This is a genomic window from Campylobacter concisus (assembly GCF_902460875.1).
In the GTDB taxonomy this organism is placed as follows: Bacteria; Campylobacterota; Campylobacteria; order Campylobacterales; family Campylobacteraceae; genus Campylobacter_A; species Campylobacter_A concisus_AA.
This window is the reverse complement of sequence record NZ_CABPVR010000007.1, coordinates 89806-113196: the sequence shown is the minus strand read 5'-3', so window position 1 is coordinate 113196 and position 23391 is coordinate 89806. Positions and strand designations below refer to the sequence as shown.

Annotated in this window: 21 protein-coding genes and 1 pseudogene; 12 read left to right on the top strand and 10 right to left on the bottom strand. The window is 38.9% G+C overall.

From position 1 onward, the window contains the following. The first annotated feature begins 3 nt into the window (after window positions 1–3). From F3H01_RS04425 to F3H01_RS04390, 8 genes are all read left to right on the top strand, one after another. Window positions 4–1710 (top strand): response regulator, encoded by a 1707-nt coding sequence (locus F3H01_RS04425; protein WP_410470352.1) that lies wholly within the window; start codon window positions 4–6, stop codon window positions 1708–1710. A gap of 97 nt (window positions 1711–1807) precedes the next feature. Next, window positions 1808–2713, top strand: a complete 906-nt coding sequence (locus F3H01_RS04420) for an AEC family transporter (RefSeq protein ID WP_085657464.1) — start codon at window positions 1808–1810, stop codon at window positions 2711–2713. Between the two features lie 62 nt (window positions 2714–2775). After that, window positions 2776–3030 carry a pyruvate kinase gene (locus tag F3H01_RS04415; RefSeq protein ID WP_103560287.1) on the top strand — a complete coding sequence of 85 codons (255 nt, stop codon included), beginning with the start codon at window positions 2776–2778 and terminating at the stop codon, window positions 3028–3030. A gap of 9 nt (window positions 3031–3039) precedes the next feature. Beyond that, a complete protein-coding gene (locus F3H01_RS04410) occupies window positions 3040–3702 on the top strand; it encodes a response regulator transcription factor (RefSeq protein WP_149724979.1) in 663 nt (220 codons plus the stop codon). Then, entirely contained in the window at window positions 3695–4864 is a 1170-nt protein-coding gene (locus tag F3H01_RS04405) for a sensor histidine kinase (RefSeq protein ID WP_149724978.1), read from the top strand. The genes F3H01_RS04410 and F3H01_RS04405 overlap by 8 nt, the downstream gene beginning before the upstream one ends. Window positions 4865–4992: 128 nt before the next feature. After that, window positions 4993–6468: an aldehyde dehydrogenase family protein gene (locus F3H01_RS04400; RefSeq protein WP_149724977.1), complete on the top strand. Its 1476-nt coding sequence runs from the start codon at window positions 4993–4995 to the stop codon at window positions 6466–6468. 178 nt (window positions 6469–6646) lie between these two features. Beyond that, entirely contained in the window at window positions 6647–7348 is a 702-nt protein-coding gene (locus tag F3H01_RS04395; RefSeq protein WP_103593205.1) for a metallophosphoesterase, read from the top strand. A gap of 2 nt (window positions 7349–7350) precedes the next feature. Beyond that, window positions 7351–8376, top strand: coding sequence for a hypothetical protein (locus F3H01_RS04390; RefSeq protein ID WP_149724976.1), 1026 nt, complete (start codon window positions 7351–7353; stop codon window positions 8374–8376). Window positions 8377–8466: 90 nt separating this feature from the next. Here the strand turns inward: F3H01_RS04390 and F3H01_RS04385 are convergent, their stop codons facing one another. Both F3H01_RS04385 and F3H01_RS04380 read right to left on the bottom strand, forming a co-directional pair. Next, window positions 8467–9288 carry a YihY family inner membrane protein gene (locus tag F3H01_RS04385; RefSeq protein ID WP_149724975.1) on the bottom strand — a complete coding sequence of 274 codons (822 nt, stop codon included), beginning with the start codon at window positions 9286–9288 and terminating at the stop codon, window positions 8467–8469. Window positions 9289–9291: 3 nt separating this feature from the next. After that, window positions 9292–10014: a plasminogen-binding N-terminal domain-containing protein gene (locus F3H01_RS04380; protein ID WP_149724974.1), complete on the bottom strand. Its 723-nt coding sequence runs from the start codon at window positions 10012–10014 to the stop codon at window positions 9292–9294. A 113-nt stretch (window positions 10015–10127) separates the two neighbouring features. Here F3H01_RS04380 and F3H01_RS04375 point away from each other — a divergent pair, with 113 nt between their 5' ends. The 4 genes and pseudogenes from F3H01_RS04375 to F3H01_RS04360 all read left to right on the top strand — a co-directional run. Next, window positions 10128–11297 carry a peptidoglycan DD-metalloendopeptidase family protein gene (locus F3H01_RS04375; RefSeq protein WP_072594959.1) on the top strand — a complete coding sequence of 390 codons (1170 nt, stop codon included), beginning with the start codon at window positions 10128–10130 and terminating at the stop codon, window positions 11295–11297. A 9-nt stretch (window positions 11298–11306) separates the two neighbouring features. Continuing rightward, window positions 11307–12674, top strand: coding sequence for a magnesium transporter (mgtE, locus tag F3H01_RS04370; RefSeq protein ID WP_149724973.1), 1368 nt, complete (start codon window positions 11307–11309; stop codon window positions 12672–12674). Beyond that, complete coding sequence (locus F3H01_RS04365) at window positions 12659–13243, top strand: NUDIX domain-containing protein (protein ID WP_103603859.1); 585 nt, start codon at window positions 12659–12661, stop codon at window positions 13241–13243. Before mgtE ends, F3H01_RS04365 begins: the two co-directional genes overlap by 16 nt. A gap of 181 nt (window positions 13244–13424) precedes the next feature. After that, window positions 13425–15527, top strand: a pseudogene (locus F3H01_RS04360) (RNA degradosome polyphosphate kinase); the annotation flags it as partial. 127 nt (window positions 15528–15654) lie between these two features. Here F3H01_RS04360 and F3H01_RS04355 read toward each other — a convergent pair. The 8 genes from F3H01_RS04355 to F3H01_RS04325 form a co-directional block, all read right to left on the bottom strand. Then, complete coding sequence (locus tag F3H01_RS04355) at window positions 15655–17463, bottom strand: menaquinone biosynthesis decarboxylase (RefSeq protein ID WP_149724971.1); 1809 nt, start codon at window positions 17461–17463, stop codon at window positions 15655–15657. A 326-nt stretch (window positions 17464–17789) separates the two neighbouring features. Then, window positions 17790–17936 carry a hypothetical protein gene (locus F3H01_RS09415; RefSeq protein WP_223155358.1) on the bottom strand — a complete coding sequence of 49 codons (147 nt, stop codon included), beginning with the start codon at window positions 17934–17936 and terminating at the stop codon, window positions 17790–17792. A 13-nt stretch (window positions 17937–17949) separates the two neighbouring features. Continuing rightward, window positions 17950–18156 (bottom strand): Imm10 family immunity protein, encoded by a 207-nt coding sequence (locus tag F3H01_RS09410; RefSeq protein ID WP_223155356.1) that lies wholly within the window; start codon window positions 18154–18156, stop codon window positions 17950–17952. A 2-nt stretch (window positions 18157–18158) separates the two neighbouring features. Then, complete coding sequence (hemC, locus tag F3H01_RS04345; RefSeq protein ID WP_148798435.1) at window positions 18159–19088, bottom strand: hydroxymethylbilane synthase; 930 nt, start codon at window positions 19086–19088, stop codon at window positions 18159–18161. 8 nt (window positions 19089–19096) lie between these two features. Beyond that, complete coding sequence (locus tag F3H01_RS04340) at window positions 19097–19528, bottom strand: FxsA family protein (RefSeq protein ID WP_107714673.1); 432 nt, start codon at window positions 19526–19528, stop codon at window positions 19097–19099. Beyond that, window positions 19525–21225 carry a proline--tRNA ligase gene (locus F3H01_RS04335; RefSeq protein ID WP_149724970.1) on the bottom strand — a complete coding sequence of 567 codons (1701 nt, stop codon included), beginning with the start codon at window positions 21223–21225 and terminating at the stop codon, window positions 19525–19527. The genes F3H01_RS04340 and F3H01_RS04335 overlap by 4 nt, the downstream gene beginning before the upstream one ends. Beyond that, window positions 21215–22498: a glutamyl-tRNA reductase gene (gene hemA, locus F3H01_RS04330; RefSeq protein ID WP_149724969.1), complete on the bottom strand. Its 1284-nt coding sequence runs from the start codon at window positions 22496–22498 to the stop codon at window positions 21215–21217. The genes F3H01_RS04335 and hemA overlap by 11 nt, the downstream gene beginning before the upstream one ends. Continuing rightward, window positions 22498–23391 carry a polyprenyl synthetase family protein gene (locus tag F3H01_RS04325; RefSeq protein ID WP_149724968.1) on the bottom strand — a complete coding sequence of 298 codons (894 nt, stop codon included), beginning with the start codon at window positions 23389–23391 and terminating at the stop codon, window positions 22498–22500. The genes hemA and F3H01_RS04325 overlap by 1 nt, the downstream gene beginning before the upstream one ends.

Sequence of the window (23391 nt, the reverse complement as noted above, 5' to 3'; positions counted from 1 at the left end):
GATATGCTCCATTCCTTTAAGGATAAACAAGGTTTAGAGATAAATAACGAACAAATTTCAAGTCTAAAAGAAAGTATAAAAACAGGCAAAGTTATAAATGTCACTGATGCCGAGATAAAAGAGCAAAATAGACATAAAATCCTACAAAAAGTAGAAGAAATTTTAAATAACTACTCAAAAAATCTCATCTACAGCAACAATAAAATTCACTCCGATGAACTTTCTAGAGGCTATCATTTTAGTGAAAATGCCTACTTTAAAAATATAAAAGCTTCAGATAGTAGCAGCATGCTATCTACACTAAAAAGTGGATACCTAGAAAATACAAAATTTAAAAATTTAAACGATTACGCTTACTCAAACACTCTAAAAACAAAATATGGTGAAGTAGAAGTATTTTTAGATATTTACGGCGATAACGACAAACTTGGCACTACAAAATTGGAAAATAATAGCTATCTTTTTAGCTTTGATAGCAATAACGACGGTGTGCTAGACCAAAAAGACATACTCTTTGATAAGCTAAAAGTAAGGGGTCATGATAAAGACGGAAATGAAAAAATAGCAAATTTAAGCGATGTGATGCCAAGGGTCGATCTTAGACAGTTTATCAGCACAAATGTCATAAATCACAACCAAATAGAAAGAGAAGAGCTAAATCGTAAATCAACGATCACAAATAATCCCGATCTTTACGTAGATACAAAAGATATTGACTATAGACACTCTTACTACGCCTCAGATCCAAATACTTTGTTCGCTGCAGAAAACAGATATGAAAAGATAAAGAAAAATGATATAAATAATTTCTTTAAAAAATATGCCCAAAATGACGGCTGGGTCGATCTAAGACACAATAATATCTTTGGCAAAGATAGCTCTTTTAAAAATTTTGCCTATCTTAAAGTGGGTTTTGATGACACTGCAAGATTAAGCGAGTTTAATCCGATCATTGAGCCGAGCAAAGATTACAAAAAAGATGAAAATTTCTCATATACAAAATTTCAAAAAGATAGTTTTATGAAATTTTACAAAGATTATAACGCTGAGTTTGACGCATACAACAAAATGATAGAAAATCTTGGCAATAATTTAAAGAAATTTGAAGAAAATGCGGACGCTTATATATCAAAGCTTGAGAAGACAAAATCAGCCAAAATGATCGCGATGGAAAATGAATTTAAGCAAGCAACTGGGCTTGAGTTTAGTATCTCAAATTTAAAAAAAGTAAAAAAGGCTTTTATAACAAATGAAGCCAAAGCTGCCGCATCTTTGCAAGATAGCGATAGCGTCATAGCCATGAAACTAAACAAAGATGGCACCATAAGGCTAAAATTTGATAGTGGAAGAGAAATAGACGTAAAAGAGCTTTATAACGATACTGGCAAGCTAAACACATCAAGCGAGCTAAAAACTAGCATAAATTTAGAGGCAAAAGAGATGAATAATGTGCAGCTAAATAGCTTGAATTTTAAGGATATTGGCTTCATGCAAGGTGATAAAATCGTAAGCCTAAAAGATGCTGGAGCGATCGCTATTGCCAATCTATCTAATAAATTTGAGAGTAAATTTTTAATCAGTCTAAATAATGGCAAAAGCATATCTACAAGAGAAATTTATAATATCAGCTATCTTGAGAATGATTTAAAGAGCAAAGAAAAGATAGATGAGAGAGATAAATTTTATAAAAAGGTTGATATTAAGGCATAAATTTTGAGAGCAAATTTTAAAAAAGGTTTATTGTAATTTAATCTTATGGGTCCTATAATCAATTTTCCGTAAAAATTTAGATTTAAAAGAGAATGCTATGAACTTCACTCCACTTTTTGCAATTTTTTTCATAATCGCAACTGGTTTTTTTGCTAAAAAAGTCGGCATTGTTGAGCAAAAGCACTCGATCCCTTTTGTGGATTTTGTCCTTTGTTTTGCAATGCCTGCGCTAATATTTGACAAAATTTATCACGTAAACGTCGATGTTTCGCTTATAAATACAATTTTAATTGGCTTTGGCTCAACAGCTATCAGTGCTGTCATGGCATTGGTGCTTGGCAAGATCTTTAAATTTACTAAAGTAACAACTGTTAGTATGGTCATGCTAAGCCTTTTTGGTAATACCCTATTTGTCGGTATGCCTGTCATTCAAGGCTTCTTTGGCGATGCAATGGTAAATGAAGTCATCTTTTACGATCAAATAGCTACTGGTATCCCACTTTCGATCCTTGGGCCACTTATCCTCTCTTTTGCTGCACCAGAGAAAGTTTCGCTATTTCAAAATACGATGAAAATTTTAAAATTTCCGCCATTTATCGCGCTTATTATGGCTCTTATCTTAAAAGAAGTCCCTTTGCCTGAGTTTATCTTTGCACCACTTAGGATGTTTGAAGGTAGCGTTACTCCGGTGGCACTTTTTGCGATTGGTGTTGGTCTTAACTTTAGTAGTATCACAAGCTCATATAAAGGTGTTAGTGTCGTGCTTTTGTGTAAGATGATCTTACCAGCTATCGTATTTTTCATCATATTAAAATTTTCAGGTATCCAGATGAACAAAACTTGGGTCGTTGGTCTCTTTCAATGTGCGATGCCAACATCAGCTCTTGCAAGTGCGATGGTCATAAAAGCTGGCCTTGATAGCTCTCTAGCTATATCCTCAGTGGCTATCGGCGTGCTGTTTTCATTTATCACGCTTCCAGTTATCTATTTTGTATTTGCGTAAATTCACACTCACTTAACACTAAAGAGATAGTATTTCATCATATTTCATTTAAAGGAGACGTTATGAAGAAATTACTACTAGTTGCACTTGGTGCTATGTTTATGCTTGGTGGTCTTGCAAATGCTACTGAAATGATGAAAAAAGATGACATGGGCAAAGACGAGATGATGAAGAAAGAGCAGATGATGAAAGATGACATGGCTAAAAAACCCATGGTAAAAAAAGATGAGATGAAAAAAGACGACATGGGTATGAAAGATGAAATGAAGAAAGACGACATGGGTATGAAAAAAGACGAAATGAAAAAAGGTATGTAAAGGTGCTTGATGGTTAGAATTTTGCTCGTTGAAGATGATGAAATTTTACTTGATCTTATCAGTGAGTATCTAAGCGAAAATGGCTACGATGTCACCACTTCAAACAACGCAAAAGATGCACTTAATCTTGCTTATGAGCAAAATTTCGACCTTTTGATCCTTGATGTCAAGCTCCCAAAAGGGGACGGCTTTTCACTTCTTTCTTCCTTAAGAGAGCTAGGTGTTAGCGCACCTAGCATCTTTACCACCTCGCTAAATACCATAGACGATCTTGAAAAAGGCTACAAAAGTGGCTGCGACGACTATCTAAAAAAGCCATTTGAGCTAAAAGAACTACTCATACGTATACAAGCACTTCTAAAGAGAAATTTCTCACATCATAGCGGCGATGCGATCAAAATTTCAAGTGAATTTAGCTTTCATCCGCAGAGCAAAACACTAAGCAAAGATGGCAAAAATGTAAATATCTCGAGTAAAGAGAGCGACCTACTCGCGCTATTTTTGCAAAACAAAGGCAAAATTTTAACCAAAGATGAAATTTTTAATAAAATTTGGAAATTTGACGAGGAGCCAAGCGAGCTTAGCCTTCGTGTCTATATCAAAAATTTACGTCAAATTTTAGGCAAAGATGCCATTTTAAATAGGCGTGGGGACGGCTATGTCTATGTCTGAAAAGACGCAAATTTTATTTAAAATTTTATCCCTTTATCTTGTTAGCTCTGTGCTATTTTTAGGATATTTTTTCATACATGACTATAAAAACAAAAAAGAAACGCTCATTTTAAACGAGGTGAAGTCTTTAAAAGAGATAAAAATGGGCATTTACATGAAAGCTAGAATGAATGGACTTGACTCAATCTCAAGTCTAACAAAAGAAAAAGGCGTGCATGCTTGCATTTTGCTAAACAATGGCGAGAAAATTTATAAAGACTTTGACTGCCAAAAGATCGACAAAAGCAAAAATGTAAATTTGATAGACGGCAAAGTCGCGATATTTGAAAAGATCCAGTACATGGACGACAACACCACAGACGAGCTCTCACACGCAGATATTTTTCTAGTTGGCAAAGATATCAACGGCGAAATTCTATCCTTGCAAATTTCGACCACACTAAAGGCGCTCTTTTTCTTTTTTGCCCTGCTCTTTATTGCCTTTTACCTAGCAAAACTAAGCCTAAGACCGCTTTATGAAAAGATAGATACGCTAAACCGCTTTATAAAAGACTCAACACACGAGATAAACACGCCTCTAAGCGTCATCTCAATGAGTATAGAAACGGCTGATCTAGACAACCTAAATGAGCGAAATTTAAAGCGTTTTAACAACATCAGCCTTGCCGCAAAGAGCCTAAATAACATCTATGACGCGCTCGTTCATCTAAGCTTTAATCTAGATAAGCCAATTAAAAAAGAGATAATTGATCTAAAGCTACTAGTATCACAAAAGATTAACTATTTCTCGCCATTTTTTGCAAAACGCGGACTTAAGATAGAGGCTAGTTTAAAGCCTAGCTTCATAAACGCAGACCTTGAAGATATGAGCAAAATTTTAGACAACCTCTTAAGCAACGCCTCAAAATATGCATCACCAAATTCAAAAGTTCGCATCATTTTAGAGTCAAATTTCTTTAGCATAACTAATCTAGGCCACGGCATCAGCAAGGAGCAACAAATGCAAATTTTTGATCGCTATACGAGATTTAACGAAGATCAAGGCGGCTTTGGCATAGGGCTAAATTTAGTGAAAGAGTGCTGCAAGAAAAATGGCATAGAGGTAAAATGCACAAGCGATCTTGATGGCGAGACTACATTTTCACTCTCTTGGCGGAGCTAAATTTAAAACACCACCCTACTCTAAACAATAAAATTTATTAAAAAAGATAATTTATAGCAAAAATTTATTTTTGATAAATTTTATTAATATTATAATCCTTTTACAAAATCTTAATTGAGGAGAAAAGTATGAAGTTACTAGAAAAATATGGGCTTTTCATAAATGGTGAGTGGCGCGACGCAAAAGACGGCGCTACACTTGATGCAAAAAATCCAGCAAACGGCGAGCACCTTGCAAAGATCGCTGATGCTACCGAAGAAGATGTAAATGACGCAGTTCGTGCTGCACGTGAGGCTTTTAAGAAATTTAAACACACTACAATTAGCGAGCGTGCAAAGCTGCTAAACAAGATCGCTGACATCATCGATGAGCACAAAGAGCACCTCGCAAAAGTTGAAAGCATGGACAATGGCAAGCCGATTAGAGAGACGCTAAATGTTGATATTCCTTTTGCAGCCGAGCATTTTAGGTACTTTGCTGGCGTTATCATGGGTGAAGAAGGCAGTGCAAACGTACTTGATGAGAAGCAGCTCTCTATCGTTTTACGCGAGCCAATAGGTGTTGTGGGTCAGATCGTACCTTGGAATTTTCCATTTTTGATGGCAGCTTGGAAGCTAGCTCCAGTGATCGCAGCAGGCGATGCGAGCGTATTTAAACCTTCAAGTGAGACAAGCCTAAGCGTGCTTGAGCTATTTAGGCTGATAGATAAAATTTTGCCAAAAGGTTTAATAAACATCGTAACTGGCAGAGGCAGCAAGAGCGGCGAGTGGATCAAAAACCATCCAGGCCTTGACAAGCTAGCATTTACTGGCTCAACCGAGATCGGCCGAGATATCGCCATAGCTGCGGCTCGTCGTATCATCCCAGCCACACTTGAGCTTGGCGGAAAGAGCGCAAATATCTTCTTTAGCGACGCAAATTTAGACAAAGCACTTGATGGCCTTCAGCTTGGCATTTTGTTTAACCAAGGTCAAGTTTGCTGCGCAGGATCAAGAATTTTCGTAGAAGAGAGCTTTTATGACAAATTTATAGAGGCTGCGGTTAAGAAATTTAGTACCATAAAAGTTGGCGATCCGCTTGATCCTAGCACTCAAATGGGCTCACAAATCAATAAAAAACAAGCTGAGCAGATCTTAGAGTACGTCGAGATCGGCAAAAAAGAAGGTGCAAAAGTGGCAGTCGGCGGCAAAGCCTACACTGCAAATGGTTGCGACAAGGGCGCATTTGTCGAGCCAACGTTGCTAGTTGATGTGACAAACGACATGAGAGTGGCTCAAGAAGAAATTTTTGGCCCAGTTGGCGTTGTCATTAAATTTAAAGATGAAGCCGAGCTTATCAAAATGGTAAATGACAGCGAATACGGCCTAGGTGGCGGAATTTTCACGCAAGACATCACAAAAGCACTTCGCGTTGCAAGGTCTATGGAGACTGGCAGAGTCTGGATCAACACCTATAATCAAATCCCAGCAGGCAGCCCATTTGGCGGATATAAAAACTCAGGCATCGGCCGCGAAACTCACAAGATCATCCTTGAGCACTACACTCAAATGAAAAACATCATGATCGACCTAACCGGTAAGGTCAGCGGCTTTTACGCACAATGATTTTAGGGAGCTTAGGCTCCCTTCTACTTTAAATTCCTTAAATTTTAAATATCTTTTACTAGGTTTTAACTTTATATATCGCTAGCATTACGCCAATATAGTACAGCTATACAAAAGTGTTTTCTTAACACTACATTTTTAAGCTTAATAGACTAAAATTTGGCACAAAGGAGAAAAATTGAGCGAGCAAATTTATATCATAGGCGATGTGCACGGCTGTTTTAATACACTTTTAGAGCTTATCAAGCAGTTTCCAGACAAAGAAAAATCACAAATTTGCTTTGTCGGAGATGTGATAGATCGGGGGCTTTTTAGTTGCGATGTAGTCGAGCTTATCATGCAAAATAACTATAAAATGGTAATGGGAAACCACGAAAGAAGGTTACTAAGCAATAAATATGAATTTTTAAACAACCAAGCACCGTTTGACACGAGTTGGTTTTTCAATAATGGTGGCGTGGCGACATATGGATCATACCTAGCTCAAAGCCTAAATTTTAAACAAAGACACATAGAATTTTTAGAGAGTAGCCCAGTATATTTAGAGTTTAAAGACCACAAAAACCAAAATGGCGAGCATTTGGTCGTTTCACACTCGGCTGTTGGTAAATTTTGGGGTTTAAGAGATGATGATAGCTCAAGAGATGAGTTTAGAAGGCATGTACTATCAGGCAGAGGCGATATGATGCAAGTTGAAGGCATATTTAATGTCTATGGCCATACGCCAGTGCGTGAGGCTAAGCTCTATACAAATAGCGCCAATATCGATACAGGATGTGTTTTTAACGAAGAAGGATATGACAAGCTAAGTGCCTTAGAATTTCCATCGATGAAAATTTATACGCAAAAAAATGTTGAAAATTTTAATAAACAAGGATAAAAATGTGGTTTTCTAAAAAGAGCTCTAGCTTTGCAAGCAGAGTTGATAAATTTTGGAGCGAGTTTGGCAAAAATTTAGACGCCATCAAACAAAATTTAGAAGATAAAAATTTTGAAGCTGCAAGCAAAATGACCGAAGAGGCGCTAAATTTATGTTTGGTTGATCCAACTTTTATGATAGGCCTTATTGATGGAAAGATCGATCTAGTACTCACTCCAGAAGGACTCAAACATAGGCTTTTGTGGCTTAAATTTATCAAATCGCGCATGCCAAAAGAGTATGAAGCAAAGCTTACTTGTACACTTGGCAAACCACGTGCGCCACGAAACGTCGCTACTATACAAATGTATGGCGTAAGCGTTGATGCAAATGAGGTCATGGTCTATGCAAATTTTAACGACAAAAGCGTGGATATGTGCCTATATAACGAAACTCTAAGCAAGCTTAAAAGCGAAGATGAAAATAAGGCTTATACATTATCGCTCATACTTTGTGACAACGTAGTTGGCGAGATGATCATGATAAATATGCTTGGAGAGTTTGAGATAATAGACGAGCCAAGAGAAAAAGGCGTGCCACTGATCGACTTTGCCGATCTTATAGATGAAAAATTTGGTAAAGAAGCCTCAAACGAGCCGCTTAAGAATTTTATGGTCTATGAGCTAGAGCCTCGTTCAAATGAGTTACGTGACGACGTTTTCACAGGATATACATCTCTTAGCGAGCTACTAAACGAGTACTACGACGGCGCAAGCGATACTTATAACGAAGCTTTTGAACTTGGCATAAATTTTTGCTTTTTAGCCATATCTCACGGTGGCGACATACAGTTTGGCGTTGATAGCAAAAATAAAATTTCAGATGCGCTACAAGAGAGTGAAATTTGCGAGATCATAGGTGAAGCAAATGGCGAGATGCGATCTTACATAGATCTTATCTGCTTTGATAAAGATGAGCTTGAAAAGGTCACTAGTAAATTTAGCAAAGAGCTTGGTACAAAGATAGAAATTTGCGAGTTTAAACGCTGATACTACATAAAATTTTACATAAAATAATACAAATCACACCAGCTGGTAAATTTATAAAAATATATTGCCAGCTGGTACCAACTATTAAATTTATCTTTTAAATTTTGAGCTGTTTGAGAGATAAGCACAAAGCTTTAGCCCATATAAAAAGATGATCCACGATATATAGATCCAGACAAAAAAGAAAAGCACGGCTGAAAACGAGCCATAAACGCTTAGATAGGTTTTATTATAAAGGACATAATAGACAAAGGCTGACTTGCCAAGATACCAGACGAGCGAAGCGGCAAATGAGCTAAAAAGTGCGCTTTTAAACTTTATCTCATCATTTACTGAGATGAGATATGTGACACAAAATATCGCCCAGATGATGAGATATGGAAAGATACTTAAAAAATTTATCGAGCTTGTAAACTCGTTTGAGTTTAGCATCTCTTGAATGAGGCTTGAGAGATAAAAACTGCCAGCAAGACCAAGTGGCGCAAGCGTGATAAGAGTCCAATACGAGCTAAGCGCCGACCAAAATCCTCTAGCCTTATTTGCACGTGTCACTTTCAAAACTACATACTCGTAGTCGCTAAAAAACATAGCCGATGTAAATATCATCGCTACAAAGCCAACTATACCTAAATTTCCACTATTTTGTAAGAAATTTTGCAAGTAGTTTGAGATGATCTCTTGATTACTTGGTAAAAGAGCCGAAAATATAAAGTCCTGAATCTTGGCGTAATAATCCTCAAAACTAGGCAGTTTTGTAAAGATAGAAAACGATATAAGAAGTATCGGAATGATCGATAAAATCGTATGAAAACTAAGGCTTGAGGCATAGTGAAAGAGCTCTTTGTCCTTAAGCGTTGGGAGCAAATTTAAAAACTCTTTTAAGCTTTGCTTACTTAAGGACAAACGGCTCATTTATCAGTTATCTTCTTCAAAAAGTTTTTCATAGTGAGCATCGTAGTTGTTGATGTGCTCGCTATTTAGCTTCCAAAAGACGGTGTCTATGTCGCTAACTCTTGTATAAAATGGTAGTTGATAGTACTCAACCTCGCCAGTTTTGAACTCTTTTAGCACCTTAAAGCTTTGACAATCAGCAAAAACGCTCCTGCCATCCATCGCGACAAAGATAAGACCAGCCGCACTTTGAGCGCACATTTTTCTAAAGTCATCTCTGCTTGGATTTGGCTTGTATTCGTAGCTTAAGTATGCTCCGACAAGGTCTGGATGGATAAATATCATATTAGGAAATGCGCCCAAAACCTCTTCGTAAATTTCTTTATTTGGCACGATGATTAATGAGCGGTTATAAAGATAGTTTAGCACAACCATATCGCCATTTGCAGGTGCAATGCCTGGAAGTGGGAGTGCCTTTTGTTCAAGCAGATCAAACACCTCAAATCTAATCTTAGCAAAGCCAGAATTTTTTGAGATAACGCTAACTCTCGCGATGATAGAGCTATCAGTGTCAAATTTATGAAGTACGACACCACTTGAGCCGATTAAAATTTCTGGACTATCAACTATCGTCGCTGTGCCGTCACTCTCGACGCTAATAAGAGGAGTTCTATACTCATTTAAAGAAAAATCAGCCCCAAAAGCAAAGCCAAAAACTAGCGATAAAATCACAAATATACGTTTCAAAAATATCTCCTAAGTTTAAATTTTTAGAGCGATTATAGCCTAAAATGCTTTATCTTTTGCAAAATTAAAGCAAGTTTTAGTTAAAATCCCACCAGCTTTTTAAAAGGACATTAATGCCTCGTATTTTTATAATTTTTGCAATATTATCTATAAATTTATACGCTATAAAGCCAAGTGTCGACGAGCTTAGCTGGCCAAATGGAAGTAACTTCTTAAATTTCTTAGAGACAAACAAAATCCCACTTTCACTTTACTATAACTTAGCAACCGAAGATCAAGAGCTAACAGAAGAGATCATCGCTGGCACAAAGTATCAAATTTATAAAGACGATAACGGCAATACCAAACAAGTACTAATCCCTGTTAGCGACGAGCTTCAAATGCATATTTTTAGAGATGATAATGATAAATTTAAACTAGAATTTCTTCCCATCTCTTATCAAAGCGAGGATAAATTTTTAGCCTTAAAGGTGGACAAATCAGTCTCTGAAGACATTTTTGACTACACTGGCTCTGGCACGCTAGCTCTTGGCTTTAAAGAAATTTTTAAAGGAAGTGGTATTGATTTTAAAAAGATAAATAAAGGCGATACGATCGCTATCGTTTATAATCAAAAAATACGCATGGGCCGCTCTTTTGGTACTCCAGAAATCTATGCTGCGATGATAGAAACAAAAAATAAACGATATGTCATGTATAAATTTGAAGATAAATTTTATGATAAAAACGGCAAGAAAAATGATAAATTTTTACTAGTTCGCCCTCTTGCAAACGCCAGAATCACATCAGCTTTTACCCTAAAAAGATGGCACCCTATTTTACAAAGATATAGAGCGCACCTTGGCGTTGACTACGGTGCTCCAAAAGGTACACCAATCAAAGCTGCAGGCGATGGCACGGTTAAATTTGTCGGACAAAAAAGCGGATATGGCAGAACCGTTATCATCTCTCACGCTGGTGGCTACGAGACGCTTTATGCTCATCTAAATGGCTTTGCTAAAGGCATAAAAGGCGGACTAAAAGTCAAGCAAGGCACGCTTATAGCTTACGTTGGCACAAGCGGTATGAGCACAGGGCCACATCTTCATTTTGGTCTTTACAGAGACAATAAACCTATCAACCCAGAAAGTGCAATAAAGGTCGTTAAAAGCCTAGAGGATAAGAAAGAATCAGCTAAATTTAAAGCAGTTGTTAGCAAAAATGACGAGCTAATAAAAAATGCTTTAAATAATGAAAAAGAGTATCACAAAGTGGAATTTTTCCCTAATGTAATAGAATTTTAAAGGTAAAACTTGAGCCAAGAATTAGAAGAAGCAAAAGAGCTGATAGATCAGCATTTAGATGAAAATTTAGAAGATAACGAGCTCTCGCCTTACGAGCTAGCCCAGCACTTAAAAACACTAAAGAAACACGATGAGGAGCTTTTTGCTCACTATCTTGAGAAGCTAGATCCTGAAATTTTAGGTGACGTTGCTATCGAGCTACCTGATCACATGCTAAAAGACGTGATCGACACACTCCCAGCTGAAAAGATAGTAGAGGCACTTGAAGAACTAGAGAGTGATGATGCGACTGACTTGCTTCAATACATCGAGGACATTGACGAGGATAAAGCTAGAGAACTCTTTAATGAGCTTGATAGAGAAAACCAAAATGAAATTTTAAGACTTAGAAGCTACGAAGAAGATAGAGCCGGTGCTCACATGCAAACAGAGCTTTTCTCAGCTCACCTTGAAGAAAAGCTTGGCAATGCAGTAGCAAGACTTAGACGAGAAAAACAAGAAGGCAAGTTAGAAAATATCTCACAGCTTTTTATCATTGATAAGAACGGCGTTTTACAATATGCTATCCCGCTTGAAGATCTTATACTTTTTGATTTTACAAAGACACTAAAGCAAAATATTGAGTCAGCGCAGATTGATCACTACAAACCACATGTTGCAAATGATATGGACCTTATGCAAAATGTCGCTGATATGTTTCAAGAGTACGATTTAAACGTTATTGCAGTTACTAGTAGCACTGGAATTTTACTTGGTCGTATCACGTCTGATGACATCCACGACTACATTCAAGAGAGTGCAACTGAGCAAATTTATAACCTAGCCGGCGTTGATGACGAGTCAGAAGAGGATGATACGCTATTTAAAGCGGGTCGTGGTCGTGCGGTTTGGCTTGGTGTAAATTTACTAACAGCTCTTTTTAGCTCATCTATAATCGGACTTTTTGACGAGACAATAGCAGCCTACGTCGCTCTTGCTGTTTTAATGCCAATAGTTGCGTCAATGGGTGGGAATACCGGCACACAAGCGCTTACCGTTACGGTTCGCCGTTTGGCACTTGGCGAGATAGAGTTTAAAGATGCCAAAAATGTTCTAAAACGTGAGGTTAGTATTTCACTCATAAATGGACTAATCTTTGGTGTGGTAATGGGCATAATCGCCTCTGTTTGGTTTGACAAAGGTATGCTTGGCGTTGTTATTGGGCTTAGTATGATCACAAATTTATTCTTTGCTGGCTTTTTTGGTACGATCATACCTTTGACACTAAGGCGCTTTAACATAGATCCTGCAGTCGGCTCAGCCGTCATTCTTACTACTTTTACAGATGCGATAGGATTTTTTAGCTTTTTAGGACTTGCAAAATGGATACTACTATAACTAATTTAGAAATTCTGCCTCTTGATGAGTCAAAATACCTAAAGCCATTTAAGATGAAATTTATGCAAAATGGTGTTCAAAGAGATTGGGACTGTGTAAAAGTGATGAATAGCGTTAGTATTTTTTTATATCACGAGCAAAAAGATGCCTTTTTATTTGTAAAGCAGTTTCGTCCTGCTGTTTGGTACTCGCAAGAGAAAGAAAGCATCAAAACAAATGAGCAAGGCTTTACTTACGAGCTTTGCGCAGGGCTTATGGATAAAGGACTAAGCGAAGAGCAAACAGCCAGAGAAGAGGCGATCGAAGAAGTGGGCTATGAGCTAAAAGAGATAGAGCGTATCACAATGACATACGGTGCTTTTGGCTTTGGAGGCAACACACAAACGATGTTTTACGCAAAGATCGATGAGAGTATGAAGGTAAATTCTGGCGGTGGCGTCGATGGCGAAGATATCGAGCTTGTTTTTATAAAACGAGAAGATATGATGAAATTTGCCTTTGACGAGAGCAAAGTCAAGGGTTTTGGGCTTATCTTTGCTTATTTGTGGTGGGAGAAATTTAAAAGCTAAAATGATATCTTTTTAATAAGTGCAAAAACAACGACTGCCACTAAAAAGATACCAACCAATATCACATAATCAGACATAATAAGCCTTTAAATTTAAGTTTTGGCTTATTGTAACCAAAATTTTAAATAAAGTAAGAACTTTATAACCACATATATCATAAAATAACTCAAAAACGTACAAGGAGAAGATGATGAGCGAAAATGAAACTCTTTTTATAAACCGAGAATTAAGCTGGCTACGCTTTAATTCAAGGGTACTCGCTCAGTGTGAAAAGGAAATTCCTTTACTTGAAAAGCTAAAATTTATAGCCATTTATATGACAAATCTTGATGAATTTTATATGATAAGAGTCGCTGGCTTAAAGCAGCTTTTTACAGCTGGAGCTACTACAAGCAGTGGCGATGGTATGAGTCCACTTGATCAGCTAAGAGAGATTAGAAAATATTTACAAAATGAGCAAAATTTAGTAGAAGATCACTATAAAAAAACAGTAAATGCTCTTAGCAAAGAGGGGCTTTTTATAAAAAATTATGACGAGCTTGATGATAGCTTGAAACAAAAGTGTGACGAATACTTTTTTTCAAACATCCTGCCAGTCATCGTTCCTATCGCTGTCGATGCAACTCATCCATTTCCGCATCTAAACAACCTTAGCTTTTCACTTGCCGTAAAACTTGCTGATATCGAACATCCAGAAATTTTAAAATACGGCATGATAAGAATTTCAAGAGTCTTGCCACGTTTTACACAGCCAAGTAGCAATGTTTTTGTGCCGATTGAAACGATCGTACACCGCCATGCAGAAGAAATTTTTCCAGGGTATAAGCTACTTAGCTCGGCTGCTTTTAGAGTGACGAGAAACGCTGATATCGTTATCGAAGAAGAAGAAGCGGATGATTTTATGATGATACTTGAGCAAGGGCTAAAGCTTCGTAGAAAAGGAGCTTTTGTTCGTATGCAGATAGATCAAAATGCAGACGCTGATATCTTAGAATTTTTAAATTTCCATATGAAAATTTTTCATAAAGATGTCTATTTTTCAAGTATTCCACTCACTCTTAGCTCGCTTTGGGAGATAGCTGGAAGTAAAAATTTTACCCACCTAGCAAATACCCCTTACGTTCCAAAAACACTACCACCATTTGGTAATGGCATCTCGGTGTTTGACGCCATAGATAAAGAAGACGTGCTCTTAGTGCATCCATTTGAGAGCTTTGATCCAGTTGTAAGCTTTATCAAAGAAGCTAGTAAAGATCCAAAAGTCATATCTATTCGAATGACACTTTATAGAGTCGATAAGAGCTCACCAATAATTCAAAGTCTAATAGACGCCGCAAGTGACGGCAAGCAAGTAACCGTGATGGTTGAGCTAAAGGCAAGGTTTGACGAGGAAAATAACTTGCACTGGGCAAAGGCACTTGAAGACGCTGGAGCGCACGTGATATACGGCATTACAGGCTTTAAGGTGCATGCAAAAGTTAGCCAGGTCATCCGCCAAATCGGCGATAAGCTTAAATTTTATATGCACTTTGGCACAGGCAACTACAACGGCAGTTCGGCTAAAATTTACACCGACGTGAGCCTATTTACGAGCAAAGAGGAATTTAGCCAGGATACGACTTCGTTTTTTCATATCCTCTCAGGATATAATAAAAATCGCCGTCTAAACGCTCTTAGCATGTCGCCTTTTCAGATAAAAGAGCGTATCATCGAAAAGATAAGAATGGAGGCAAGCAAAGGAAGCGAAGGTAGAATCATCGCCAAAATGAACGCCCTAATCGATGAAGACGTGATAAATGAGCTTAGCCGCGCATCAAACGCAGGTGTGAAGATCGATCTTATAGTTCGTGGTGTGTGCGGACTAAGGCCTGGCATAAAAGGCAAAAGCGAAAATATAAAAGTTCGCTCGATCATTGGCAAATACTTAGAGCACGCTAGAATTTTATATTTTAAACATGCTCAGCCAAAAATTTATATCTCAAGTGCTGACTGGATGCCAAGAAATCTAGAGCGTCGCTTGGAGCTTATGACACCTATTTTTGAACCAAGGCTTCAAGAGAGACTACTTGAAATTTTAGAGCTTCAGCTAAGCGATAATGACCTAGCTTTTGAGCTACAAAATAGCGGCGAATACGTAAAAGTAGCAAGAAGTGAAAATGAAAAAGTAATATCTTGCCACGAAGTTTTGGAAAATTATATATCTAAAATTTACAAATCCGTAAAAAAAGATACAGATAAAGCAAAAGCCGATATGCTCGCAAGCAAGCTCTTAAAAGAGAGCTAAAAAACAAATTAAGCTTTTAGACCTAGTCTAAAAGCTATTCACTAGCATTTGATTAAGTAAGTCTTATTAAAAATTTCAAATCCGCAGCAAAAAGCAAAATTTATAAATTTACTTGAGCCCCTCAAAGCTAGCCAAATATTTCAAATTTTTTAAATAACTCTGGCTCGTCTTTTACTATACCGCGCTTAACTAGATCAGCAACTACTTCGCGGTCACAATCCGTTTGTAGCGGCCAGCCTCTAGTATATCCTTCGCGCTCATCTTTGCTAGTGGCATCTACGCAGAAATTTTCACCCTCAATGTAGATATCACGCAAAGCATCGATATTATTTGTCACACGCCAAAGTAGCATATATGGGTTTTCAAGGTAATTTTGCATATCTACAACGATAAGGAGCTTGAAAAAATCTCTAAATATCAAAAGCTTGTCAAAAAGCTCTTTTACCACACAATCTTTTTCAAATTTCACCATACAAATAGGCGTTTTGGTATCCGTTTTAAACTGCTTAAGCTCTTTTACATTTGGCGTAACGCTTTGAAATTTAGCCAAAAGCTCGCTGTCGCTTAAAACCACAGGGCTAAATTTACAAAAGTCTTGCGTCGCATCTACGCCGAGTTTGCCACCAAAACACGAATTTGGACTAGCATGATCAAGCTGATCGCACACGCCTTGGCTTATTAGCACACTCTGGCTACCAAAACGATTTAAAACAAAGCTAGTAAATTTATCATAATCTTTAAGTTCAGGCGCATCGGCTTCAACAAAAATGGCATGTTTTACAAAGCTCATCTGTCCAACGCCCCAAAATGCGTGCATGGCCTGCTTTGCATGAGCTGGATAGAGCGTATTTATCTTGGCCAAGATTAGGTTGTGAAAAACGCCATTTTCAGGCATATTGTAGTCCAGTAGTTCAGGCACGGTCGTTCGCAAAAGTGGCAAAAAAACCCGCTCAGTCGCCCAGCCCATATATTTATCCTCAAGTGGCGGCTTTCCAACCACGGTCGCGTGAAATATAGGCTCACGCTTGCTAGTTATCGCCGTTACATCCATCACCGGAAAAGGCTCGATAGGCGTATAAAAGCCAGTGTGATCGCCAAATGGCCCCTCAAGCTCGCTCTTAGTCGTATCCACAAAGCCCTCTATTACGTAGTCTGCATCGTACGGGACGTAAATTTCATTCGTTAAGGATTTTACAAGTTTGGCTGGCTCTTTACGGATAAAACCATAAAGCAAAAGTTCAAAAATTCCCTTTGGAAGCGGTGCTTGCCCACACCAGATGTAGAGTGGATCGCCACCAATAGCTACAGAGACTGGCATTTTTTTGCCTGCACGCTTGTACTCGTGAAAGAAATTTGCGCCGTCTTTGTGGATCTGCCAGTGCATGCCAAGGTGATTTTTGTCATAAATTTGCAGTCTATACATGCCTAAATTTTGCAAATTTCCATCCAAGCTTTGCGTATAAACCTGTCCCATTGTAATAAAAGCACCGCCATCATACGGCCATGTTTTTAGTGCTGGAAGCGATAGCAAATCAGCATCTTCACCTATAAATTTCACCTGCTGGCACTCACCCTCACCTTTTAGCCTTTTAGTAAAAATTTTTCTCATGCTAAAAAGATAGGCTAAAAAATCAAGCTTTTCTTTGAAATTCTCTGGTTTTCTGGGCTTTAAAAGCTTTTCTATCTCGGCTGCGATCTCATCAGGATTTAGCCCAAAGGTAAGCTCAAGCGCGCGTTTTGAGCCGTATATATTTGTAAGCACTGGTGCAAATTTACGCCCAGTTTTTTTGCAGACCGGGTTTGCAAAAAGTAGCGCTTGCGAACCCTCACGCTTAACCTCGATATAGCTTGCGTGTGCGATCTCAAGATCAATATCTGTTGGCTCATCGATAACACGAAGTAGATTATTTTCTTTTAAAAGCTTGATGTAGTCCATATTTCGCCTTTTTGATTTTTGGGCGATTTTAGCCAAAAAAAGCTGAAAAAGGCGAAGCAAAGCGGATGGCTATTATTTACCGCACACACCGATAGCTATCAGAGTATCGATCGCTGTTTCGGAAGCAGTCTTTGCGGTATTGCCTCGCCGTTTAAATAGATACAAGCACTAAATTTATACTCCATTGCCATAACGTCCGCAAACTAGCGCTCAACGCACAGCCACACATGGCCGGCATACTTACGTCTTTTCCAAAGTGATTCATTACAATTTTTTTAAACGCTAGATGGCATCGCAGTTTTAAAAACGGTAGTAAATTTTATTAATTACTTCGATATGCTACATTTTAGCAGTTTGCCAAATATCTCTTTGCTATATTTCATAAAGCGCTCACTAAGCTTAACACCCTCTATATCAACGCTAATAACGCTATCTTGCACCTCAAAAATGATGCTCTTATCAGTGATCTTCACCCCTTTGCAAGCGTTATAGCAAACGTCGCCATTGTACTCTGCATATAGGCCCGTTTATATCGGTGTTTTCGTCGTCACCCTTTTTTAGTTTGATCGGTCTTTGAAAGATTATGTAGTTTTTGTAGTCATATTTGTCGTCTGCAAAACCGATCATATAGTAGTTGTCTTTGCTATTTTTGGTGGCACTTATGGCTTTTGCTTTAAATTTTAGTTCAAACACGCTTACGCCATCTCTTCAGCGCGTCTTAAAAGCTCTCTCGCCCCTTTTTCTATAAATTTATACGCTAGCTCCTTGCCGACACTTTGAAATTTATCTTTGCTAGTCTTTAAGCTATCTTTTATAAACTCGCTTCCATCAGGCAGGCCAACGATCGCATCGATAGAAATTTCATCACCTTTTAGTCTTGCGCTTATGCCTATTGGCACTTGGCAGCCGCCCTCTAAAACGCTTACAAAATCACGCTCTATGGTCGTTTCGATGACCGCATTTTCGTCATTTAGAAAGTCAATCTGCTCTAAAATTTGCTTCTTGTCTCTAGCCTCGACGCCAAGAGCGCCCTGACCCATCGCAGGTATCATCTCGTCAAAGCCAAATGTGTAGATGTGTGCCACTTCAGCCTTGATATTTAGGCGGTTTATGCCAGCCATCGCCAAAATGATCGCGTCAAATTCGCCCTCTTTTAGCTTGCGTAGGCGGGTCTGCACGTTTCCACGAAGCGAGATGATCTCAAGATCAGGCCTCATGATAAGTAGCTGCATCTTACGGCGCAGGCTCGTTGTGCCAACTTTTGCGCCGTGCGGTAGGTCGCTAAATTTAGCAAATTTCTCACTTATCATCGCATCTCTTGTATCCTCGCGTGAGCAAATGGCCGCTAGTTTAAGCCCTTCTGGAAAGACTACAGGAACGTCTTTTAGGCTATGCACGGCGATATCAGTCTCGCCTTTTAGCATGCTATCTTCAAGCTCTTTTGTAAAAAGCCCTTTGCCGCCGATCTTTGCAAGTGGCGTGTCAAGTATCACGTCGCCCTTTGTCTTCATGCCCTCAAGCACGACCTTCATGCCCTTGTGCTGCGCCTCGATCCTAGCCTTGATATGTTCGCTTTGCCAAAGCGCTAAGATACTCTTTCTAGTTGCTATTTTTATCTCTTTCATCATCTCTCCTAATTTACTCTTTTTGGCTCTTCGATGACCTCAACGTCGATGATCTCGCCCTCATCTTTTTTACTGCCCTGCTCGCTAAAGTTTTGAAATTTAAACTCCTGATAGCTCTCATTTTTCGCTGCATTTTTCTTAAACACTAAAGAAAAAACGACCACGGCTATGCCAAAAATATCTGTCAAAATCCCTGGCAAAAAGAGCAACGCTCCGCCAAAGCTAAGTCCTAACTGGCTAAATAAATTTCCGCCAAGAAAGCTTTTAAATGCCGCTTGAGGCGAATTTAAGCTAGAAAATCCAGCATTAAAAAGAAGCGCGATGCCCACAAATCCAGAGACCAGCACCTCAAGAAAATAGTTCAAAAAGCCAAATTTATCCACAAAAAGATAGATAAAGACCGCTTCTATCAAAAAAAACAAAAATGCGAAAAATCTCATAAGCTTTCTTTTATCTTTCTAAAGGCGTCGTTTGCGCCTATGGTCTCTTTGCTTAGCCCATCTCTTGTGATAAACTCGACCTTGCCATTTGCAAATTCTTTACCAACAAGCAGCGCATAAGGGAAGCCGATAAGTTCAAAGTCATTCATCTTAACGCCAAATCTCTCATTTCTATCGTCGATTATGACGCTAACACCAGCTTTTTTAAGGCTTTCATAAAGCTCAAATGCAAATTTCACGCCCGCTTCATCTTTTAAATTTGAGATGATGATCTCCACATCAAACGGCGCGCACTCTTTTTTCCAGATGCAGCCCTTCTCGTCGTGGCTAGCCTCTATCATCACAGCGATAAGCCTGCTTATGCCAATGCCGTAGCAGCCCATCAAAAATGGCTTTGCCTTGCCGTTTTCATCAAGATATGTCGCGTTCATCGCAGCTGAATATTTATCGCCTAGCTGAAAGATATGACCGACTTCTATGCCTTTGCTAAGTTTTAAATTTCCGCCGCAAACTGGGCATTTATCGCCCTCTTTTACCTTTACAAGGTCTTTAAATCTCTCTTCGTTAAATCCGCTAACACTAACGCCAACAAAGTGATAGTCCTTCTCGTTAGCGCCGCATATCATGTTATTTGCGCCCCTTAGCTCGTTATCTATAAAAAATTTCACATCTTTTAGCCCAACTGGTCCGCAAAATCCAGCAGATAATCCAGCTTTAGCCACGTCAGCCTCACTAGCATCTACTAGCTCAAGCGCCTTGCAAGCATTTTGTGCCTTTGTCTCTTGAAGCTCGTCATCGCCCCTTACAAAAAAGACCACGACCTCCTCTTTGTCCTCATAGATCGCCTTTTTCATAACAGCTTTTATGCAGTAAAACTCGCTAACTTTGAAAAACTCCGCCACATATTTTATAGTTTTTGCATTTGGCGTTAGAAATTTAGCCGCGTCCGCCTCTGGCGCTTCAGCCTCGCTAACTCTTGGTTTGCGCCTTGCAGCCTCAACGTTTGCAGCGTATCTGCAAGCCTCACAGCAAAGTATGTCGTCCTCTCCGTTACTTGCAAGCACCATAAATTCTTTACTGCCACTTCCTCCTATGGCTCCGCTATCAGCCTCAACAGCTCTAAAATTTAGCCCCAAGCGGGTAAAAATCTTACTGTAAGTTGCCTCCATAAGGTCAAACTCACGCTTAAGATCCTCTTTGCTTGAGTGAAAGCTATAACCATCTTTCATCGTAAATTCTCGCCCTCTTAGCAAGCCAAAGCGTGGTCTTGCCTCATCACGAAATTTAGTGTTTATCTGGTATAAATTTAGTGGTAGCTGCTTGTAGCTAGTCACCTTGCCACGCACCAAAGCAACGGCTGCCTCTTCATTTGTCGGGCTTATGACAAAGTCATTATCTTTTCTATCTTTAAAGCGCAAAAGCTCCTTGCCAAAGACATTGTAGCGACCACTTTGCTTCCAAAGCTCGCCTGAAGTGACCACACTAAAGCTCACCTCTAGCGCGCCAGCCTCGTTCATCTCCTCTTTCACCACGCGTGAAATTTTATCATGCATGATCTTTCCAAGCGGAAGATAGTTGTAAAGCCCAGAGCCGATCTGCTCGACAAAGCCGCCCCTTATCAAAAACTGATGGCTTGGTAAAGATGCATCTTTTGGCGCTTCTTTGGTAGTTGGGGCGTAAAATTTACTAAATTTCATCTATATCTCCTGCTTGAAAATTTTGTTCATCTTTTATGTCAAATAAAAATTTAACTCCGTTTGAAAGCTCGCTCGCTCTCTCCTCGTCTGCAAGTCCTTTTAGCTTCATCGTTGGCTGGTGCAAAAAGGCTTTAAAGACTTGATGAATGAGCTTTTGTGCCTCCTCATAATCGCTATGTTTTAAATAGCCCTTTTTCATCGCCTTTTCTAGCTCATTTTTAGCGCAAATTTCAGCCTGCTTGCGGATTGATTTGATAAGAGGCACGCTAAGATCATCTTTTAATATCCTTAAAAACTCGCTCGTGCCTTGACCAACGATCGAGTAGGCCTTTTGCGCCTGCTCCTCTCTGAGGGCTAAATTTTTACGCACGATCTCTTCTAGGCTATCGACCGTGTAGACGCTTATAAGATCGGTATTTAAAAGGTCTATATCCCTTGGCACGGCGATATCAAAAAAGTATCTATGAAATTCTCTTGGCTCGATGATCTCGCCTGTGATGATAGCGTGCGGGGCTGCAGTGCTTGAAAATATAAGATCATAGCTATTTACATACTCTTTTAGCTTTAATATACTATCCCAGCTCGCATTATCGCCTAGGCTGTCAACCAACTGCTCGACGCGCTCGGAGCTTCTATTTATGATGATGACTTCTGCGCCACTTGATATGAGGTGTTTTGCTGCTAGCTCGCCCATCTCACCAGCGCCTACGACGATAGCAGTTTTTCCTTCAAGCGTGCCAAAAATTTCTTTTGCTTTTGCCACAGCCACACTTGAAACGGAGATCGGGTTTTTAGAAATTTGAGTTTCGTTTCTAACTTTAGCAGCGCATTTACATGCATAGTGGATGATTTTACTGATTTGTTCGCCGCAAGCTGAGCTATCGTAAGCAAATTTAAAAGCATTTTTTAGCTGGCCAACGATCTGCGTTTCGCCGACGACTAGGCTATCAAGCGAGCTTGCCACGGCAAAGAGGTGGTGCACGGCTCCGCTATCTTCATAAATATCAGCCCTTTCATAAAGCTCATCTTCAAAAACACCTGAAAATACAGACATGCATCTAAACGCATGCGTCGTTGCACTTTCTAGATCACTAACGCTTGCAATTATCTCGACGCGGTTGCATGTGTTTAAAACCATACATTCGTTTATACTTTTGTTTGATCTTAGTAGTTTTAAAATTTGCTCTTTTTTCTCATCGCTATCGAATGCAAGCTTTTCTCTGACTGAAATATCAGTATTTTTATATGTAAAACTTATATCTAAATAGTGCATTAAAATTCCCTATCTATCATGCTTTTTATGATCCCTTCAAGCTCGGCGTTTTTATACTCTTTTATCGATTCTATCGCTTCATTTCCAAGCCTTTTTGCTTCATTCACCGCTTTTTGAAGCGAATTTGTCTTAACAAATTCCTCTTTTAGCCATGAAATTTCGCCCGCGTTTAGCTTCTTTGACCAAAGCGATTTAAGCTTTGTCTTACCAGCTTCGTCTAAGCTCTTATAAAGATAAATGTAAGGAAGTGTCGTTTTGCCTTCGACAAAGTCATTGAGTGCTGGCTTGCCAAGCGTTTTCTCATCTTGAGTTATGTCTAAGATATCATCAACGATCTGAAATGCAAGGCCTAAATTTTTGCCATAAATTCCAAATTTCTCACTATCTTTGCCAGCTAGCTTTGCCCCACAAATAGCCGTAGCTTCTATCAAAACAGCTGTTTTATAGTAGATCATTTTCAGGTATTCTTGCTCGTTTTCATTAAAATTTTCAGCCATTTTCACATCCATCATCTCGCCGATACTTAACTTGCTGACTGCGTCTGAGATGATAGATGCGATGCTTGGATCAAATTTTGTAAGCTCAAAATAAGCTTTTGAGTAGAGGATGTCGCCCAACATAACCGAGTTTTTACTACCAAAAAGTGCGTTTATACTTGGCTTGCCTCGTCTTATGTTTGCCTCGTCTATGACGTCGTCGTGCAGTAAGCTTGCAAGGTGGATGAGCTCGATGATAGCGCAAAGCTTAAGAGAAATTTCGCTCTCGCCCGCGATTTTTAAAAGAAGTTTTGAGCGAAGCTTTTTGCCTGAGCTTATCTTTAAAAACATCTCAAACGCCTCTTTGTAGCCAAGCTCACTTATAAATTTACCCATTATTTCATCGATTTTATCCAT

Bases quoted from the DNA above. Each gene is read 5' to 3' on its own strand.
- F3H01_RS04425 (WP_410470352.1), top strand. From the start codon at position 4: ATGCTCCATTCCTTTAAGGATAAACAAGGTTTAGAGATAAATAACGAA.
- F3H01_RS04420 (WP_085657464.1), top strand. From the start codon at position 1,808: ATGAACTTCACTCCACTTTTTGCAATTTTTTTCATAATCGCAACTGGT.
- F3H01_RS04415 (WP_103560287.1), top strand. From the start codon at position 2,776: ATGAAGAAATTACTACTAGTTGCACTTGGTGCTATGTTTATGCTTGGT.
- F3H01_RS04410 (WP_149724979.1), top strand. From the start codon at position 3,040: ATGGTTAGAATTTTGCTCGTTGAAGATGATGAAATTTTACTTGATCTT.
- F3H01_RS04405 (WP_149724978.1), top strand. From the start codon at position 3,695: ATGTCTGAAAAGACGCAAATTTTATTTAAAATTTTATCCCTTTATCTT.
- F3H01_RS04400 (WP_149724977.1), top strand. From the start codon at position 4,993: ATGAAGTTACTAGAAAAATATGGGCTTTTCATAAATGGTGAGTGGCGC.
- F3H01_RS04390 (WP_149724976.1), top strand. From the start codon at position 7,351: ATGTGGTTTTCTAAAAAGAGCTCTAGCTTTGCAAGCAGAGTTGATAAA.
- F3H01_RS04385 (WP_149724975.1), bottom strand. From the start codon at position 9,288: ATGAGCCGTTTGTCCTTAAGTAAGCAAAGCTTAAAAGAGTTTTTAAAT.
- F3H01_RS04375 (WP_072594959.1), top strand. From the start codon at position 10,128: ATGCCTCGTATTTTTATAATTTTTGCAATATTATCTATAAATTTATAC.
- F3H01_RS04365 (WP_103603859.1), top strand. From the start codon at position 12,659: ATGGATACTACTATAACTAATTTAGAAATTCTGCCTCTTGATGAGTCA.
- F3H01_RS04355 (WP_149724971.1), bottom strand. From the start codon at position 17,463: ATGGACTACATCAAGCTTTTAAAAGAAAATAATCTACTTCGTGTTATC.
- hemC (WP_148798435.1), bottom strand. From the start codon at position 19,088: ATGAAAGAGATAAAAATAGCAACTAGAAAGAGTATCTTAGCGCTTTGG.
- F3H01_RS04340 (WP_107714673.1), bottom strand. From the start codon at position 19,528: ATGAGATTTTTCGCATTTTTGTTTTTTTTGATAGAAGCGGTCTTTATC.
- F3H01_RS04335 (WP_149724970.1), bottom strand. From the start codon at position 21,225: ATGAAATTTAGTAAATTTTACGCCCCAACTACCAAAGAAGCGCCAAAA.
- hemA (WP_149724969.1), bottom strand. From the start codon at position 22,498: ATGCACTATTTAGATATAAGTTTTACATATAAAAATACTGATATTTCA.
- F3H01_RS04325 (WP_149724968.1), bottom strand. From the start codon at position 23,391: ATGGATAAAATCGATGAAATAATGGGTAAATTTATAAGTGAGCTTGGC.